Raw genomic sequence first — 16,092 nt, forward strand, 5'->3', positions numbered from 1 at the left:
CCGCCGGCGAAGTCGCCGGGGGTGTAGCGGCGGCCCCGCCAGGGGACGCCGGTGCGGGTGGCCTGGGCCCGGTAGCAGTCCTTGAGCCGTCGGCCCTCGCGGCCGAGCAGTTCGTGACGGGTGAGGCCGGCCGGGTCCTCCTCCGGGAAGCGCAGCCGGTACATCTCGCGCGCCAAAGCGAGGCGGCTGCGCGGGTTGGCCCACTGCCTGGCCTGGGCCTCCATGAGGGCGGAGGAGCGGCTGAGGGCGCGGCCGGAGGCGTAGTAGCGCACGCCGTGTTCGCCGACCCAGCAGACTGCCGCACCGGTCTCGCCCAGCACGCTCATGGCCTGGTGGGTGACGCGTGTGCCAGGGCCGAGGAGGAGGGTGCCGATGGTCGCCGAGGGGATGTGGGTGGTGCCCTCGGCGTCCTGGGCGGTAATGGCGTTGGCGTCGCGGTGGACCGTGCAGCGTTCCAGGTAGACGAAGGAGAGGCGTTCGTCGGTGCGGGTGAGCTGGCGGGGGGTCAGTGCCGGGCGCTGGGCGGGTGTGCTCATGGCGTTTTCGGGGTCAGGGGAGCGAGGGTGAGGAGGCCGCAACCGTAGGCGCGGGCCCGGCCGACGCCCTGGGTGAGGGTGCGGCGCAGAGCGTCGGGGTCGGTGATCTCCAGGCGTCCTTCGAAGGTGACGGTGACGACGGTGACCGGCTTGTCCCGGCGGCCGCCCGGGCTGCGGGACTTGTCGAAGGCGAGGGGCCGTGTGTCCCGGATGGCCAGTTCGTAGCGGTCGCCGGGGTGGGGGCGTTTTTGGTGGGTGGTGCCCTCGGGCAGGAGCCGGCTCTCGGCGGGTTTCTCGCAGATGCGGAAGCCCAGGCGGTTTTGGCGTTTCTCGTCGAGCAGCCAGCCCATCTGGTGGATGGGGGTGAGATGGGCGGTGACCTTGCGGGGTTCGCCTTCTGTGCGGCGGATGGTGTGTACGGGGTTCGCGGTCAGGCGGAAGGCCCAGCGGTCACCGGCGGCCAGCCGGTCAAGGAGGGGGGCGTAGGGACGGGTATGCCAGCCGGGGTTGTCGGGGCCGGTGACGGCGGGCCATCCGGCCTGCTCGACCAGGTGGGTCAGGTCGGGGCGCTCAGGGCTGACGATGTACAGCAGAACCTCGGCGCGGGCTTGCTGGTCCAGGCGCCACAGCACGCGCGGTGCGCCGGGCTGCGGGGTGTCGGAGGGCAGGATGTGCGGGAAGGACGACATGACGGCGGCGTGCATGGCCTGGGGTGAGGACAGCAGGCGGCGGGCGCCGGGCCGTGCGGTGTTGACGCGGAAGCGGGTGAGGAACATCAGGCGCTGTCATCCTCCAGGGCAGCGAGTGCGGCGAACGGATCGTGCGTGCCCTGCGGGCTGCCGCCGGCCGGGACGGGGGCGGGGGTGGGGACGGTGGTGGTGGCGATGGTGCGCAGTGTGTGCCGCCGGTGTGCGGCGTCGAAGCTGACCGGCTGGTCGCGCAGGACGTCCGCCGCTGCGACGGATTCGCCGGGGGCCGTCTCGCGCAGCACGGTCAGGGTGCGCGGGGTGGGGTGGCGCCTGCGGTACCAGGCGGATGCCTGCCAGGGCACGCGCGTCAGTACATCCTCCAGGCGGGTGTCCTCGTGCAGTCCGAGGCCGACCGGTTCGGTGGGCGGGCAGGAGCGTCGTCCGAGGTAGGGCGGGTACGCCGGGGTGCGCAGGGCGTTGTGCAGGGTGGTGAGCAGGTTGTGGTCGCCTTCGAGTGCGGCGACGAAGACGGCGTCGGCGAGGTAGATGCGTTCGGACAGGGGCATGGACGTGCCGGTGACGCCGTGGTGGGCGGTGTGGAAGTCCCGGACGCGGGTGCCGGGCTGGTCGACGCGGACGCCGAAGCGGAGCCCCGCCAACGGGGCGAGGCGCATGTCGTCGCCGCGTTCGATGCCGGCGGCCGCGGCGAGCAGGCCGACGACGCCGCTCTTGGTCGGTGCCGATTCGGTGGTGCGCCGGGTGAAGCGGGAGGAGGCGCCCCAGGACTGCAGGGGGCCCGCCAGGCGGAGGGCGAGGACGCCTGTGCCGCTCATGCGGGCTTCTCCAGGCGTTCGGCGACGGCCCGGGCGACGGAGGCGGCGAGTTCGCGCTGGGTGCCGGCCTCGGTGCCGAGCTCGGCGAGCTTGAGCGTGGCGGGGCCGACACGCAGGACCCAGGTGAGGGTCGTCTCGGGGTCGCCGTAGGCGCGCTCGACGTCGGCGGCGTAGGCGGCGAGCCGGTCGGCGGCCTCGCGCAGGTGGCCGCCGTTGCTGCGGACCGGGTCCTCGAAGGCGGCGACGTAGCTGATCGGCCGGGTGGTGCGCAGCCTGACGACGACGGCGTCGGGCTGGGTGTGGTGCCCGAAGGTGTTGATCTTCCCGGTGGGCAGGGAGGAGACGAAGGCGTGCACGAACGCCTCGACGGCGCGGCGTACCGGCTCGGTGCGCGGTTCTTCCTCGCGCAGGCCCTGCCCGAGGTTGGCGGCGAGCTGATGCACGCCGAGGGCGGCGTAGCGGTACAGGGTCGCGGAGTTGAAGTCGACGGTGCCGATCATTCCGGCGCCGGTCTCCTCGTCCCTGTTTTCGTCGTCGACGGCGGTGTAGTAGTCGGACTCGTTGTCCACCCGGTGGACGCTGAGGGCGTGCGCGACCTGCACGGCGGCGTCGACGTTGATGTCGGCGACGTCGGCGACCATGCGGCCGAACAGGGCGATGTCCACGGAGTGGCGACTGTCCGCGAGTTCCCTGGCCCGCGCCTTGTTCTCCTTGGTCTTCAGAAACGCGGTGATGTCGGCTGCGCCTTGGAGGGCGTGGCGGGCCAGGCCGTCGAGCTGCCGGGAGCTGAGGAAGACCAGGTACTTGCTCTCGGGAGCGGGGAGGGGCCCTGCGTCCTTCTTCGCCTGATCGACTTTCCGCCTGGGGACCTCGGTCTTGATGCCCGCGGCCCTGATGGTCTTGTCGGCGAGCGTGAGCGCCGTCTCCTGTGCGACGGACGGGTCGAGGGCGGTGATCCGGTCGGCCAGGAGTTCCACGACCTTCTTGGTCCGCACCCCCAGCTCGGAGGGGTCGAGGAGGTGCTCGTCCTTGAAGTAGGTGCGGATGGCCCGCTTCCACGCCTGGCTGGAGACACGGGCACGGGGGACGCCGCCGTAGACGGCAGTCTTGGGCGCGCCCGTGTCGTCCCGGTTGAGATTGCTGGGCGGGACGGTCTGCAGGGCGTGTACGTCCAGGAAGATACGGTTCACGAGGCGTCCTTATTCACTGTCCAAGGTGGTGTTCTCGTCCGAGGCCGGCCGGGTCTGCCGCTGCTCGTGAAAGGAGCGGCCCCACGCGCGGCGGACGGTGGCGGGCCCGTCCGGCCACTGCCAGACATAGAGCTGGCCGGCCAGGAGGGCGTAGTCGAGCGGGATGTCGCCGCGGCGCAGCAGGGCGACGATGTCGCGCAGCCGCTGGGCGAGCGTGACGAGGTCGGAGGCGGTGCCCGCCCGGACCAGACGCTTACGGGCCGGCTCGTCGGTGCCGTCGGCCGGCATCAGACGCCGGACCGCCGCGCCCAGACCGCCGGGCCGTTCCCGGCTGTGCCGGCGGTGCATGGGCGCGCCGCGGGACTGCTGGTGGAACGCCCACAGGGTGCAGGCGGCGTGCAGCGCGTTCTCGGCGCGCACCAGCTCCACCTCGCTCAACGGCCGCGTCCCCTCGGGCCGGGTGTGCAGCGGATCGGTGTCGATCAGGCCCCACAGGTCGGGCGTCTCGCCCGCCTCACGGCCCGCACCGCGGCGCAGGCGGGCCAGGGCGGCCACGGCCTGGGGTCTGTCCTGGAGGTATCCCTGCTGCCAGGATCCGATGTGCGCGGCGGCGAGGTCCGCGACCCGCCGGTGCACCGGGACCACGGCGGGCGCAGCCGCTGGGGATACGGGCGTTACGGACGTCATACGGGCACCTCCGGGTCGGTCGCGGCGTGATCGGTTTCCGGCAGCAGGCCGGGGCAAACCGTCGTCGTCCGGGACGGCGGTACTTCCGCCGGTGCCCGTGGAGTTGGGAGCGTCGGGGTCCGCGAGCGCTCTGGCCAGGCGTCCGCGGAACCACACGTCGGCCAGGCCCGCGTTCAGCCAGTAGGTGCCGCCCTTGTCGCCAGTGTGGAGTCGCCCCTGCCACGCCGCGTCGCCCGCGCCGGCGATGAGACGGTTCCCGAGACGGCCCACCGTCTGCCGTACCAGGCGCTGCCAGGTCTCGCGGTGCTCGAACGGGTCGTCAACTGTCGCCAGTTCGGACAGCCAGCCGCGGTACGGGTGGTCCAGCGCGTCGAACCCCTCGGCACGGGCCGCGGCCTTCGGTCCTTCCTGCTCGGCCCCGGTGGCTCGGGCCAGGTCGGCCGCGAGGTCCCCCAGGGCCCGCACCGCCCGGTCGGCGTCCTCCGCCGCGGCGATGGCCTGCCGGGCGTACGTGGGGTCCTGCCCGTGGAGCAGGACAACCGGCATGACCAAACGGTCATCGACAATCTCCTCGATCACGGACTGCTGGGTCCCGTACCTGACCCCGGCCACCCGGGCCCGGATCAGGAAACGGCGGGGCAGGTGGCCTTCGGTCACCACACGGGCGACCCAGTCCAGGATCCGCGGCCGCAGACGCGACGGCCCGCCGGCACCGCCACTCTCCTCCAGCCGGTCGGCCAGGAGCGCGGCGATCCCCCGCCAGGCCGAGCGAGCCGGATCGTGCTCCAGGGGCAGGTACACGGGTGACTGCCCCAGCTTCTTCTCCTGCGCGTGGCTGCGCCGCCACGCGGTCATCGGCTCACTGCGGTGCCTGTTGCGCCAGGCGAGCGGGTCACCGTAGCCGAGGACGACACCGTGGACACCGTCCGCGTCATGATGCAGCCGCACCCGGCGCGACTGCCACGTGTACAGGTCGCGAAGCCCGCTCGCGGCGCGGCCGTCCGAGCCCGGCCCGCACGGCTCCCGGCGCCAGGCCGGCCGGTCGCCGTCAGAGAAGTCGAGGGCTTCGGTGTCCGCCGCCACCAGATTGAGCAGCAGCGTCTCGCGCAGCGTCGCGCCCTCCACGAAGACGCCGCCGAGCCCGCCCGCCCAGCCGGTACCCAGCGGATACACCTTGCCGCCCTTGACCCGGGCGTCACCCACCATGCCGGTCTTGATACCGGAGGTGTCATAAGCGTGGACGTGCACGAGCCAGCGCGCGGCCTCGGCGAAGGACAGCCGCTCCACATCCGGCATCCGCGCGGTGAAGAACGGCTCCCCGGCGGGCACGTCGGCCACGATCCGGTTCAGGGAGAACACCTCGTCCTTCCCGGTACGCAGCCCGGCACTCTGCAGAAACGGCGTGCGCGGGTGCAACAGGTCGAACCGCTCACGGTGCTCCTCCAAGTACCCCTGGACGGGAGCGAAGCAGTCAGGGTCCTCCCACAGCTTTGCCCACTCCTCGACGCTGCCGGGGCCGTCCAGAGCATCGTGCGCGACGGCCAACAGGAGGCGGATGAGAGCGAATTCCTGAGTGGCCAGGTCACCCACCACGCGCCGCAGATCACCTGCCTGGTCGAAGACCTGGCACAGCGACAACTCGTGCTGGGAACCGTCGCTGTGCAGCACCGGGATCCACGGCCGGCGGGTCAGGTCGAAGGACGGAGTCTCGCCCGCACCGACATTGGGTAATTCAGTCTGCATGCTGGGTCACCTTCAGACCGTCGTCAGGGCTGTACTGGAGCGAGAATCCTGCCAGCCGGGTCTGACAATCCTCGTCGAGAGCGAGAATCAGCTGGTCAGAGAGCCAAGGGCTGTCCTTGCCCTGCCACGTGGGCATGTACAACTGCTCCAGCTCCTGGATGGCTTGGTCCATGGTCTCGCCGGAGAACTGCATGGGCAGCCGCAGGGCGCAGCTCGCGGCCGTGCGGGCCGCGAACCGTGTCGGTGTGGCGTCCTGCGGCAGGGCGAGGCCGGCGCGTTGCCGGTTCTTGCTGTCCGGCTTGAGCCACGGCAGGGTGACGAGACTTCCATCACCGCGGCGCTGGACGACGACGACCTCCAGGCTGTCGCGGCTGTCGCGGACCTGGGCCCGCCCGGCGGGGGTGTCGTCCGTGTCCCCCACCCCGGCGGCGACCCAGCCGAACAGCGGACGCCCCGGTTTGCCGACGTCTCCGAGGCGGAACACGGCGGCGCGCGCGGCCTGGTCGTCGCGGTGACGCTCGAACTGTTCGCGTGCCTTCTTCAGCGCGTCCTGCCAGTGCTCCGGGCCGACCGGGGTCTCCCCGTAGGCGCTCTGCACGAGAGGGCTGATGTCCTCCGGGAGCCGCACCGGCCGCCCGGACGCGCCGTCCAGGTGCGGGAGGAGCACCGCGGCCGATCGCAGCAGGGTGTACTGCCCGTACACGGCGACCGAGCCCCGCACCGGGGCAGGCACGTCCGCCGTCCAGTCGGCACCCGTCACCAGGCAGCGCGCCGCCCGCAACCGTACGGGCCGCTGCCCTTGCCCCGGGCCGCGCTGGTGGCGGTGCAGGCGCCCCATGCGCTGCAGGAGCAGGTCGACGGGGCACAGGTCGCTGACCAGCAGGTCGAAATCGACGTCCAAGGACTGCTCGGCGACCTGGCTGGCCACCACGATGTGCCGGCCCGCGGGCCTGTGACCGGGCTTCTCCGGCGGCCCGAACAGGCGCAGCAGCGAGTTGTCCTTGTCGGCCCGGTCGAGGTCGACGAAGCACGAGTGGGCCACGGTCACGTTGTCGGCCCCGAACCTTTCGCGCAGCGCGTGAGCCGTCTCCAGCACCCGTCTGACCGTGTTGCGGATCACCAGGGCGCACCCGCCGTCGGCGAGCTCGCTCTCCAGCCGGTCGGCAAGGACGTCCAGGCCGTCGTCGAGGCGCTCCAAGCAGACGGCCGTCGACCGGGCCGACGCCTGCGGGCGGCGGCACAGTGCGGTGCCGCCCGGAGCGACGGCCGTCAGCAACGGGTACGCGTCCGGTGCGGCCGTGTACGGCTCGGCATCGGCCCGGCCGGAGTACGCCTCGACGAGTTCGCGTCTGCGGGAGGCCGGCAGGGTCGCGGACAGCACCACCACCGGCACCCGGTAGGCCCCCAGCCAGGACAGCACCCGGTCCAGGTACACGCTCATGTACGTGTCATAGGCGTGCGCCTCGTCGATGACGACGACCTTCCCCGCCACGGCCAGGTGCCGCAGCGCCAGGTGCCTGCTCTTCAGCCCGGTGAACAGCAACTGGTCGATGGTGCCCGCGACGAACGAGGCCAGCATGGCCTTCTTGTGGCCACGCAACCAGGCATGTGCCACGAGTTCGGCAGCCGCGCGGTCTTTCTCGTCGTTCCGCTGGTGTCGAGGTGCGGGCGCCGCTTCGTCCAGGCCGACAGCCACGACTCGCCCGGCGCGGGCCATCAGGCCGGCGAAGTCCTCGTTGAGAGCGGCCTTGGAATGCGCCAGGTGCACCGAGCGGCGCGCGCCGGCCACTCCCGGCAACCGCTCCAGCCAGTCCAGCAGGCGCGGGAACATGGCGTTGCCAGTGGCCATGGTCGGCAGGGCGAAGAACACGCCTCCCGCACCCGAACGCGCCGCGAAGATCTCGGCCACGGCGAGCGCCGCCTCCGTCTTTCCCTCCCCCATCGGCGCCTCGACGATCATCAGCCCGGGCGCCTCCATCTCCCGGGCGAGTTCCACGGCCGCTTCCTGGACCGGGCGTATCCGCGCCTGCGCCGGCAGCTCGAACCGGGAGGCGAACAACTCCTGCGCGCTCTGGGCTGTTTCCTCGGCCCGCCAGGGTTCCGGCAAGTCCAGTCCCTGCCAGGCCGCGGCGAGACGCTCCTGGTCACTGCAGGACGCGCCGTCGGGGAAGTACGGGAAGAGGTCGGGGTTGCTGGCAATCCAGTCGGACACGATGACCAACGCGGTGAGCAGCACCTGCACCGGCTGCGGCAGCTTCACCGTCCGCCATCCCGCCAGCCGTTGCGTCACACCGAAACGGTCGGTGCAGGCGTCGAGCAGCTCGGTCTGCACCTGCCGCCACACGCGGCCGCTCGCACCAGGAGTACGCAGCAGCTCCTCATGCTCGTACAGGGCGATGATCTGCGCATGTTCGGGCGGCACCCCATGATGCCCGCCCACAGCCACCGTGAACTGCCCGGTCCGGACGGGCGCCCACCCGTGCCGCTCCTCCAGCCACTCCCCCAGCAGCACCTGCCCGGCCAGGCCGTGCGGCGCGATCCGACGATCCGGCCCCATCGCCTTCGCCGAGCGCATCTCCAGCCCATGCTGACGCATCACGTCGGCGAGCTGATCGACCTGGCAGGCGAACGCCGGCGTGGCTTTGCCGATGTCGTGCACACCGGCCAGCCACACGGCGAGAGCACGGGCGTCCGCATCACCCTGCGGCAACACCTCGGCCACCAGGGCGCGCACCCCTGCCGGCAGCCACCGGTCCCACAACAGACCCGCCACCGCGGCGGCATCCTCCATGTGCCGCCACAACGGCAACCACCCATCGCTGTCACGGTCATACTTCGCCCAGACCGACCGGGCCGGCCCCCCGAGCCGGCGCAAGAGGCCGGAGCCAGCGCTCCCCTCATCGCTCATGAGCGATTGATACAGGCAGCGACCACCACCTCACACCAAAACAAGCCAACCAAAGCATCGGCACGCAAACAACCGCCCCCATCCCGTAGGATCACCTGCTTGCTCTGAACAGCGAGAACCACCCGCCAGACCGAAAGCCCCCAATGCCCCATTGGCCGGAATTCGTTATAGTTACTGAAAACGTGTCCCTGCGGCAATAAACCCGCAGGTCAGCAAGTCTGCTCCCCGCACCCGCGGGGATGGTCCCCGCCCTTCGGTGCAGCCGGGGCAGCGCTCCCTCTGCTCCCCGCACCCGCGGGGATGGTCCCGCGGTCGATCGCGTCGCGGCCAAGCTCCACCACTGCTCCCCGCACCCGCGGGGATGGTCCCTACCGGCACGAGATGAAGACCGAGGCCGAACACTGCTCCCCGCACCCGCGGGGATGGTCCCCAGACAACTCCGGTACACAACGGGTTGGTTAGCTGCTCCCCGCACCCGCGGGGATGGTCCCTCGCCGAACTTCGTCTCCGGATCGCCACTGGTCTGCTCCCCGCACCCGCGGGGATGGTCCCCCGTCGGCCCGATGAAGCTGACGTGCTGGCCGCTGCTCCCCGCACCCGCGGGGATGGTCCCGGGCACTGAGGTTGAACGATCACCGATGGAGGCTGCTCCCCGCACCCGCGGGGATGGTCCCTCGGCGACGTCGGAGTCAGGGTCGAAGGCCGGCTGCTCCCCGCCCCCGCGGGGATGGTCCCAAGTGGACGCCGTGGGAGGCGTACACCGGCCACTGCTCCCCGTACCCGCGGGGATGGTCCCGCCCCCGTCCCGCGCGTGGGAACGGGGGCGTCCTGCTCCCCGCACCCGCGGGGATGGTCCCACTTTCTGTTCCTCGGACAGATCGGCAGTCGTCTGCTCCCCGCACCCGCGGGGATGGTCCCGCGGCCACGCCCAACGCCTGGTCGAGCTGGGCCTGCTCCCCGCACCCGCAGGGATGGTCCCGGCATCCCCTTCATTGCCCTTTTCGCCACGGCCTGCTCCCCGCACCCGCGGGGATGGTCCCATCCACACGGCCAACTCGGGTGCGCGGGCAGGCTGCTCCCCGCACCCGCGGGGATGATCCCCCCAACCCGTCCCGGGACGAGGCGCCATCCCTCTGCTCCCCGCACCCGCGGGGATGGTCCCCCGGGCATGTTCGTTGTGCTCGGGAAAGAAGACTGCTCCCCGCACCCGCGGGGATGGTCCCTGCCCTCGAGACCCGCGGCCCGATCGTCCTGTCTGCTCCCCGCACCCGCCGGGATGGTCCGGCGTCCAACGGGACCGGGAGACGAGCATGGACTGCTTCCCGCACCTGCGGGCATGGTCCGCTGTTCCCCCAAGGAGTGGATGCCACCGGGTGGCGGGTAAGGGCCACTCGGTGCAGGCCACCGGATGAGGTGGGACAGAGGAGCCCACCGAGTGGAGTGGTGCGCGGCATCGCCGGTGCGAAACGCAGCATCGGATGCACTCAGTGGCCGGCCGGCCGCCCGGCCGCGGTGCGGTCCGGGTTTCTGCGGGCGGTGGACCTGCTGGCCGTCCGGGAGCACCGGGCCAGTGTCGTCGCCCTGGACAATGTTGCGGTTCGCACGGACGCAGGAGTCGTCGCCCGCCTTGGCGAACGCGTCCTGGAGGCGGCGCAGCCGGTCGGCCGTGAGATAGAGGGCTTCCACGTCCATACGAGACTTCCGCAAGGCCCGCAGCGCGGTCATGTCGATCACCTTCCCGCGACCGGCCTCCGGCTCCTGGTCGTCGTGCTCGACTTCGGTGGCGGCCGGGGGCGCGAGCATCTGCTCGGGCATCGCTGCCTGCTGATGGCCCTGTACGAGCGCCTGGACCGGCTCACCGAGGCCGAGCTGCCCACACCGGCCACGGACCACAGGAACGGCGGTGAGCCCCGGTGACCGGCCTGCTGCACCACAGCCACCCCTGGATCGGCCGGGAAGTCGAAGACACCCGGACCGGCCGCCGCGGAATCCTGCGCGCCCTCGCCCCCGACGGCGACAGTCCCCGCCTGGTGGCATGGCTGCGGCCCCCCAGGCGGCGGCGTGGAATGGACCACCGCCCCCGAGGCCCTGGCCAACCCCGCCCCGATCACCCCGCACACCCGCCCCCGGCCGCGGAAACGATGAGCGACGCGCACGCTCGCACCCTCCGCTCGGGCCGTGCCGCGCTCGCCCTGGCGGCCTTGGCTCTGACCTCGCCCGTGGCCGTGCTGGTCCCCCGCCCGGATGCCACACAGCTCCCGGCCTCCGCGCCGGACACCGCATCCGAGGCGGACTCGCCGGCCCAGTCCAGCCATCCGTCGGACCGGATCGGCCGGCACACCGACCGCTACGGCGCCCGCCCACGTCTTCTCCGGGCGTCCGCGTTATGACCGACCATCACCGCAGACCCCGGCGTAGCGGACCGCCCTGGTGGGCCTGGTGGCAGACCTGGTACTTGTGCGGCGCACTCGTGGCCCTGGTCCTCATCACCCTCCGGCCCCTGTAGACACTGGCTGGCCGGGAACGTGTCCCCCCGGCCGAAGGCTGACCGCCAGACCAGCGATCCAAGGTGCCAGTCTCCGACAGCGGCGCGCCCGGCAGTCGGGAGACGGGCTCACGCTGGCCAGAGCGGGTGGAGGCCGAGGACGGCACCGGGAGATCAGTCCTCCTCCTCGAGTGGGTGTGCCACATCGGCCGCGTCAGGCAGCCAGCTGGGTTCGCGGTGACGAGGGCGTGGGCGATGGCTAGGCCGAGACCGGAACCGCCTGGTGGCACGGGTGCGGGAGTCGTCGGTGCGGTAGAAGCGGTCGAAGACAAGGGCACGTTCGGTGGCAGTGAGGCCGGGGCCCTGGTCGGCGACCTCCAGGACCGCGTGCCGGCCGACGGCGCCGACGCCGATACGGATGGGGGTGCCGGGAGGAGTGTGGGCGACGGCGTTGCCGATGAGGTTGGTGACGACCTGGCGCAGTCGGGCCGCGTCGGCTGTGCCGGGGCGGTGGCGGGTTTTCCGCCGCTGGGTCCGGTCAGGGCCACCGGGCGCGTGGTGTCCAGGGCCTGAACGTCGTGGAGGGCGTCGACGGCGAAGTGCGGATGGGGGCGAGGTTGGGGGCGAGCCGAGTTGCCTGGCGGTACGCGTGCCGCCGGTGGCCGCGCCCTCGGTGTCCTCGTCCAGGCGGGCGAGGAGGAACATCTCCTCGACGAGCCGGGTAAGTCGTGCGGACTCCTCGGCGATGCGGGTCATCGTCTGGTCGACGTCCTCGCGGGTGGGCATGGCGCCCATGCGGTACAGGTCGGTGTAGCCCTTGATGCCGACGAGCGGCGTCCGCAGTTCGTGGCTGGCGTCGGCAGAGAAGCGCCGGATTCTCGCCTCGGCCTCCGCGCGGGCCCGGAAGGCCGTGTCGATGCGGCCGAGCATCTGGTTGATGCAGGTGGTCAGGCGTCCCACCTCGGTGTGCGGAGCGGACAGTTCGGGGACGCGATGAGAGTAGTCGCCGGCGGTGATCGCCGTCGCGATCTCCTCGATCCGGGTCACAGGGCGCACCTTCCACGACCTCCGTCACTCGACCGCCACCCGGCTTCTGGAACAGGGCGACGAACTCGTCGTGATCACTGACGTTGCCGTCAACTACTGCCGTCACCCCATGCTGAAGGCCCACCGGGCATCGCCCGGTGGGCCTTCAGACTTACGCTGCCCAGAAACGAGCGCTACTACCTGGGCGTCACGTCTACGCCGAATTCCCTCAGAACGCCCATAACGGACGCTGCCAGCGAGGCGCCCATCCTTTCCTGCGCACCGGAAAAGTGTTCCCACACCAGCTCGAACGGGACGTCAGCACTCCGGGACGCCGCAAGGCAATCAGCAAGTCCGTCAAGAGTGGATCCAAAATATCCACCGGGACCATTAACTGATTCACCAAGTGCACAATAGAAGCTGCTTTCACCGAGGATCTGCCTGCCATCGATTACGCAGATTTCTCCGACGCCGTACCTCTTAGCCGCATGCCCTGTTTCGAACCAGGAGTTCTGAACAACATGGAGCCAGCTATCATGCGATTCGGTGGGATACCGCACCCATTCTCCCTTTACGGGCGGACTACCCGAAGCCCATCGACGCCAAAACGCTCCCGCTGCGGCGTACGGACAGGTATGGCCATAGAAGGTCGCGACAAAGCCGCCCTGCCCGCGACCGCCCTCACCCTCGAACGTAGAGCGCAGGCCAACCCGACCGATGTAATACGACCCGATCGCCTTGCCAAGCGAGTTGACCACGCGCAGCTCCACGTCGGACAAATCCTTGCCCAGGCGGGCCGGTTCTCGCGCCGATCCATAGATCAAGATGTCCTCTGACTGTTCGTGATCGGACTCCACAAAGAACCCGCTGATTTCGCGCGCCGCGACGATGACTTTTCCGGACGCTTCTTCGACCAGGTGATAGAGCGGAGTAATCGAATCGCTTTCACTCATCCCGCACCTTCCCACTGCCGACTAGGCAAATTCTAGCGGAAAGTCCGGAGAAGCATGACGGCGGCCGCCCCGGACTCTCCACTACGTTCACTTCCGCCTACTGCCACCCAGAGTCAGGAAAGTGGGGCCCGCTGAAGGGCTTGATTGTCTTGTAGTGGTCGTTCGTCCACCCCATCACTAGCCGACCATCGGGCAGGGTCTTTGCTAGAATCCGAGCATTGTCGCCCTTAGATCCGGGAACTCGATACTCCAGTGCACCCGCCCAGCGCTTCTCGTGAGTCGCCTTGCCTTGGAATACCTTTTGTGCGCCGGTGGCAGGGTCCGTCTGAGGAACGCCCCTCCCGGCCCTGATGTCGTCATAGGCATTCACGAAGTGCCTCGACATCCCCTGCGGGAGCGGATCTGACAGCTTTCCGTTGGAGCATCCGCCGCTGTTGTGAACGAGTACCGGCGTCGTGCCCGCCAGCACATAGTACGTGTGCAGGTCGCGGACGGTGAGGTCGTGTGTGCGTTGCGGACCCTGCCGGTCGCGGACCCCGGTCACGGTCACGCTGGTGCCGTTCGGGGTGCGCAGTTCGTCACCGACCTGAAGATCACCGGCATTCTTCCACCGCTGGTCGTCCACAAGCCAGAACGGGTGGTTGTCGGTCACCGTGACAGTGGCGGGGCCGTGGCCGGTGGTGACGGTGAGCCGGGTGAAGTCCTTGTCGCCCTCGGTGGTGAAGGTGTGGGTCACCGGCAGCGTGGCGGTCAGCCCCGTCTGCGGGTCACTGGCGGCGATCCGGTCCCCGATACGTACGTCCTCGATGGCCCGGGTGGTGCCGTCGGCGAGCAGCACCCGGGTGCCGGAGGGGAAGCTGTGCGGCTTGGCGCAGGCCGCGGCGTCGCGTTCCCGTTTGGCCTGGTCGGCGAGCTTGTCCGCCTCGACCCTGGCCAGGGCGCGGGCGTCGATCCAGGTGTTGGCGCGGAGTGGGTAGGTGAGGCGGACCTTGCAGCCGCAGGCCCGGGCGTCGGCTTCGGCCTGCGCCTGGACGCGGGCCGCGACCGAGGCGTAGAGCGGTCCGGCTCCCGGGTCGGAGCACTTCAGGGTGCCCGAGACGTTGTCGCCCCGGACCGGGAAGGTGCGCTGGGGGCTGGTGCACTGGCCGGCGGGCTTGCCGTCGATGGAGAAGGCCGCGCTCAGCACGGCGGTGACCTCTCCCTTGGTGACGCGTTCCTTACGGGCGATGGAGGAGACCTCGCCGGTGAAGTTCTGGGTGGCGGTGCAGCCCGACGGGCTGCAGTCCATCTCGCCCGCGCCGTTCAGGGTGAAGGTGATGCCCCGGTCGGTCGCGTCCTTGAGCCGTTCCGTGTAATCGACCAGGGTGTCGTACATCTTGTCGACGGCGTCGGCGGGGATCGGGGTCAGGTCCATTCCCTCGGCGTCGCCGGACGCCAGCGGACCGGTGGTCACCTTGGGGGGAGCTGTCGGCTCCTCTCCGTTCTCAAGCTGGTCCCTCATGCCGGAGAGCCCTTCGCGGACGTCGTAGGCCTCCAGCCGCAGCACCCGGTGCGGCTTGGCCTTCGTGACCAGCAGGCGACCGGCCGAGGTGTCGATGCCGAGCGCGGGCTTTCCGTTCACCTTCAGGGGCTGCTGCCCGGACGTGCCCGACGTCTTCGACTCGCTCGCCGGCGGCGGTGACTTCTCCAGGTCGGTCAGGGCCTTGTCCAGCACGGCCGCAAGCTTCGACGGGGCGATGGTGCGGGCCAGCGCCTCGTCCGTGAGCGTTGAGCCGTCGTCCATGCCCACCGTCCACTCGCTGGGCGGAGCCTCCTCGACCGCTTCCACCTCCTCCCTGGGAGCGGGGTCGACGTGCCACCGCATGAACGTCTTGCCGCCGATGCGCAGTACGTCCCGGCCGTTCTCCTTCCGCCCGGAGGAGGTGCTGCCGAACTGGCTGCCGGCGGCGGTGACGGTGATCTCGTTTTCGGTGATGCCGAAAGCCGAGGTGTCCTTGTAGCGCAGGCCACGGGCGACGGCCAGGTCGTCAACGGCTTCCCGGAACGGCTCGAGGTTCCGCTGAGCCGCTTTCACCTCGTCGGAGTCGGAGGATGAGGACGTCAGCGTCAGGAGCCCGGCTACCAGCGCCACGACGACGGCACCGGCCACACCGGCCAGGAGAGCCCGTTGGCGTCCGGCCAAGGCATGGAACCGCGCCGTCCACGCACTGCCCGAGGGGCGGCCGGCGGGCAACGGGGGCTGGGTGGGGGCCGCGGGCGCGGTTGCCCCGTCCGGGCCGGCGGCGGACGGCGGCGAGTGATCCCGACGGGGCGGCGTGCCAGCGGGGAATGGTGGCGTGCTCGGCTCATCCGGCGCGGGGCCGCGCGGGGACGGTTGCTGTTCGCCGGTCGGTTTCGGGTCAGTCATGCTTCCACCTGTTCCACCTGACACGCGTGCTTGACGCGCCTTGCAAGGGCTGGAGACGGGCCTTTGCGGCCCCCGTCTCCGTGTTGTCCGGCGACTTCGCGGGGCCGGGCCCAACCGTCCGTGTGAGCGGGGGGAGGGGGGCGAACGCCGCGTTCCGGTCGGTCGTTGTGGATCCACGTCACTCGTCCCGGGCCGTCCCCCGGCCGCGGCATCAGGGGACCCGCACGAACGTCGTTTCCACCGAGGCCAGGAACGGCTGGACGCAGACACACTGCCGACCCACCGCCTCCACGGCGCCGACGAGTTCGTCCACCGCGGCGCGCAGCTTTCTCCTGGAGGGACGGGCGCGGACCTTGATGTCGATGACGGCTTCGAAGGAGATATCGCCACGCCTGCGGGCGAAATGGGCGTCGGAGACGACCTTCCTGACCTGCCGCCGTTGCATTCCGTTGGGCATGCCTGGCTCCAGACGTGCGGGGCGGTGCTCCGGCACCGCGTGAATGCGGGTGGTACGCCGTCGATGTCCGCTCATGGCCTGATGCCGGTCCGGCACGCGCCTTCCGGCAGGCGCACCGGCCCCCGCCCGGCGCGCCCGGCCACGGCCCGCCCCGTGCCCGGCGATTTTCATGCCTGGC

The 16,092-nt window shown here is 70.8% G+C and carries 12 protein-coding genes, 1 pseudogene and 1 CRISPR repeat array; of the genes and pseudogenes, 2 read left to right on the top strand and 11 right to left on the bottom strand.

All coding sequences use genetic code 11. From position 1 onward, the window contains the following. The 7 genes and pseudogenes from AB0E62_RS36495 to cas3 form a co-directional block, all read right to left on the bottom strand. The coding region (locus AB0E62_RS36495) for a CRISPR-associated endonuclease Cas1 (RefSeq protein WP_362204212.1) at nt 1-536 on the bottom strand (536 nt) is incomplete at its 3' end. Beyond that, entirely contained in the window at nt 533-1,312 is a 780-nt protein-coding gene (cas6e, locus tag AB0E62_RS36500) for a type I-E CRISPR-associated protein Cas6/Cse3/CasE (protein WP_362204215.1), read from the bottom strand. The genes AB0E62_RS36495 and cas6e, both read right to left, overlap by 4 nt. Then, nucleotides 1,312-2,058 (bottom strand): type I-E CRISPR-associated protein Cas5/CasD, encoded by a 747-nt coding sequence (gene cas5e / locus AB0E62_RS36505; RefSeq protein ID WP_362204218.1) that lies wholly within the window; start codon nt 2,056-2,058, stop codon nt 1,312-1,314. The genes cas6e and cas5e overlap by 1 nt, the downstream gene beginning before the upstream one ends. Next, nucleotides 2,055-3,248: a type I-E CRISPR-associated protein Cas7/Cse4/CasC gene (gene cas7e, locus AB0E62_RS36510; RefSeq protein ID WP_362204221.1), complete on the bottom strand. Its 1,194-nt coding sequence runs from the start codon at nt 3,246-3,248 to the stop codon at nt 2,055-2,057. The genes cas5e and cas7e overlap by 4 nt, the downstream gene beginning before the upstream one ends. 9 nt (nt 3,249-3,257) lie before the next feature. Continuing rightward, a complete protein-coding gene (gene casB / locus AB0E62_RS36515; RefSeq protein WP_362204324.1) occupies nt 3,258-3,935 on the bottom strand; it encodes a type I-E CRISPR-associated protein Cse2/CasB in 678 nt (225 codons plus the stop codon). Between the two features lie 267 nt (nt 3,936-4,202). Then, nucleotides 4,203-5,678, bottom strand: a pseudogene (casA, locus tag AB0E62_RS36520) (type I-E CRISPR-associated protein Cse1/CasA); the annotation flags it as partial. Then, nucleotides 5,668-8,586 (bottom strand): CRISPR-associated helicase Cas3', encoded by a 2,919-nt coding sequence (cas3, locus tag AB0E62_RS36525; RefSeq protein WP_362204224.1) that lies wholly within the window; start codon nt 8,584-8,586, stop codon nt 5,668-5,670. The gene cas3 and the pseudogene casA, both read right to left, overlap by 11 nt. Before the next feature lie 218 nt (nt 8,587-8,804). Continuing rightward, a CRISPR array of direct repeats spans nt 8,805-9,930; the repeat unit is 29 nt; unit sequence CTGCTCCCCGCACCCGCGGGGATGGTCCC. Nucleotides 9,931-10,098: 168 nt separating this feature from the next. Between cas3 and AB0E62_RS36530 the strand changes: the two genes are divergently transcribed. Both AB0E62_RS36530 and AB0E62_RS36535 read left to right on the top strand, forming a co-directional pair. Further along, nucleotides 10,099-10,503 carry a hypothetical protein gene (locus AB0E62_RS36530; protein WP_362204227.1) on the top strand — a complete coding sequence of 135 codons (405 nt, stop codon included), beginning with the start codon at nt 10,099-10,101 and terminating at the stop codon, nt 10,501-10,503. A gap of 224 nt (nt 10,504-10,727) precedes the next feature. Further along, the gene (locus AB0E62_RS36535) at nt 10,728-10,976 is read left to right on the top strand and encodes a hypothetical protein (protein WP_362204230.1); all 249 of its coding nucleotides are present in this window, start codon (nt 10,728-10,730) and stop codon (nt 10,974-10,976) included. A 269-nt stretch (nt 10,977-11,245) separates the two neighbouring features. Here AB0E62_RS36535 and AB0E62_RS36540 read toward each other — a convergent pair whose 3' ends face one another. The 4 genes from AB0E62_RS36540 to AB0E62_RS36555 form a co-directional block, all read right to left on the bottom strand. Further along, complete coding sequence (locus AB0E62_RS36540; RefSeq protein WP_362204233.1) at nt 11,246-12,118, bottom strand: HAMP domain-containing sensor histidine kinase; 873 nt, start codon at nt 12,116-12,118, stop codon at nt 11,246-11,248. 176 nt (nt 12,119-12,294) lie between these two features. Next, nucleotides 12,295-13,050: a barstar family protein gene (locus tag AB0E62_RS36545; protein ID WP_362204236.1), complete on the bottom strand. Its 756-nt coding sequence runs from the start codon at nt 13,048-13,050 to the stop codon at nt 12,295-12,297. A gap of 97 nt (nt 13,051-13,147) precedes the next feature. Continuing rightward, the gene (locus tag AB0E62_RS36550; RefSeq protein WP_362204239.1) at nt 13,148-15,199 is read right to left on the bottom strand and encodes a polymorphic toxin-type HINT domain-containing protein; all 2,052 of its coding nucleotides are present in this window, start codon (nt 15,197-15,199) and stop codon (nt 13,148-13,150) included. A gap of 469 nt (nt 15,200-15,668) precedes the next feature. Continuing rightward, nucleotides 15,669-15,914: a hypothetical protein gene (locus AB0E62_RS36555; RefSeq protein ID WP_362204242.1), complete on the bottom strand. Its 246-nt coding sequence runs from the start codon at nt 15,912-15,914 to the stop codon at nt 15,669-15,671. Between the last annotated feature and the right edge of the window lie 178 nt (nt 15,915-16,092).

The organism is Streptomyces sp. NPDC038707 (genome assembly GCF_040636485.1).
In the GTDB taxonomy this organism is placed as follows: Bacteria; Actinomycetota; Actinomycetes; order Streptomycetales; family Streptomycetaceae; genus Streptomyces.

Excerpts from the sequence above, each read along its gene's own strand:
- cas5e (WP_362204218.1), bottom strand. The coding sequence starts at position 2,058 with ATGAGCGGCACAGGCGTCCTCGCCCTCCGCCTGGCGGGCCCCCTGCAG.
- AB0E62_RS36545 (WP_362204236.1), bottom strand. The coding sequence starts at position 13,050 with ATGAGTGAAAGCGATTCGATTACTCCGCTCTATCACCTGGTCGAAGAA.
- AB0E62_RS36535 (WP_362204230.1), top strand. The coding sequence starts at position 10,728 with ATGAGCGACGCGCACGCTCGCACCCTCCGCTCGGGCCGTGCCGCGCTC.
- cas6e (WP_362204215.1), bottom strand. The coding sequence starts at position 1,312 with ATGTTCCTCACCCGCTTCCGCGTCAACACCGCACGGCCCGGCGCCCGC.
- cas3 (WP_362204224.1), bottom strand. The coding sequence starts at position 8,586 with ATGAGCGATGAGGGGAGCGCTGGCTCCGGCCTCTTGCGCCGGCTCGGG.
- AB0E62_RS36555 (WP_362204242.1), bottom strand. The coding sequence starts at position 15,914 with ATGCCCAACGGAATGCAACGGCGGCAGGTCAGGAAGGTCGTCTCCGAC.
- casB (WP_362204324.1), bottom strand. The coding sequence starts at position 3,935 with ATGACGTCCGTAACGCCCGTATCCCCAGCGGCTGCGCCCGCCGTGGTC.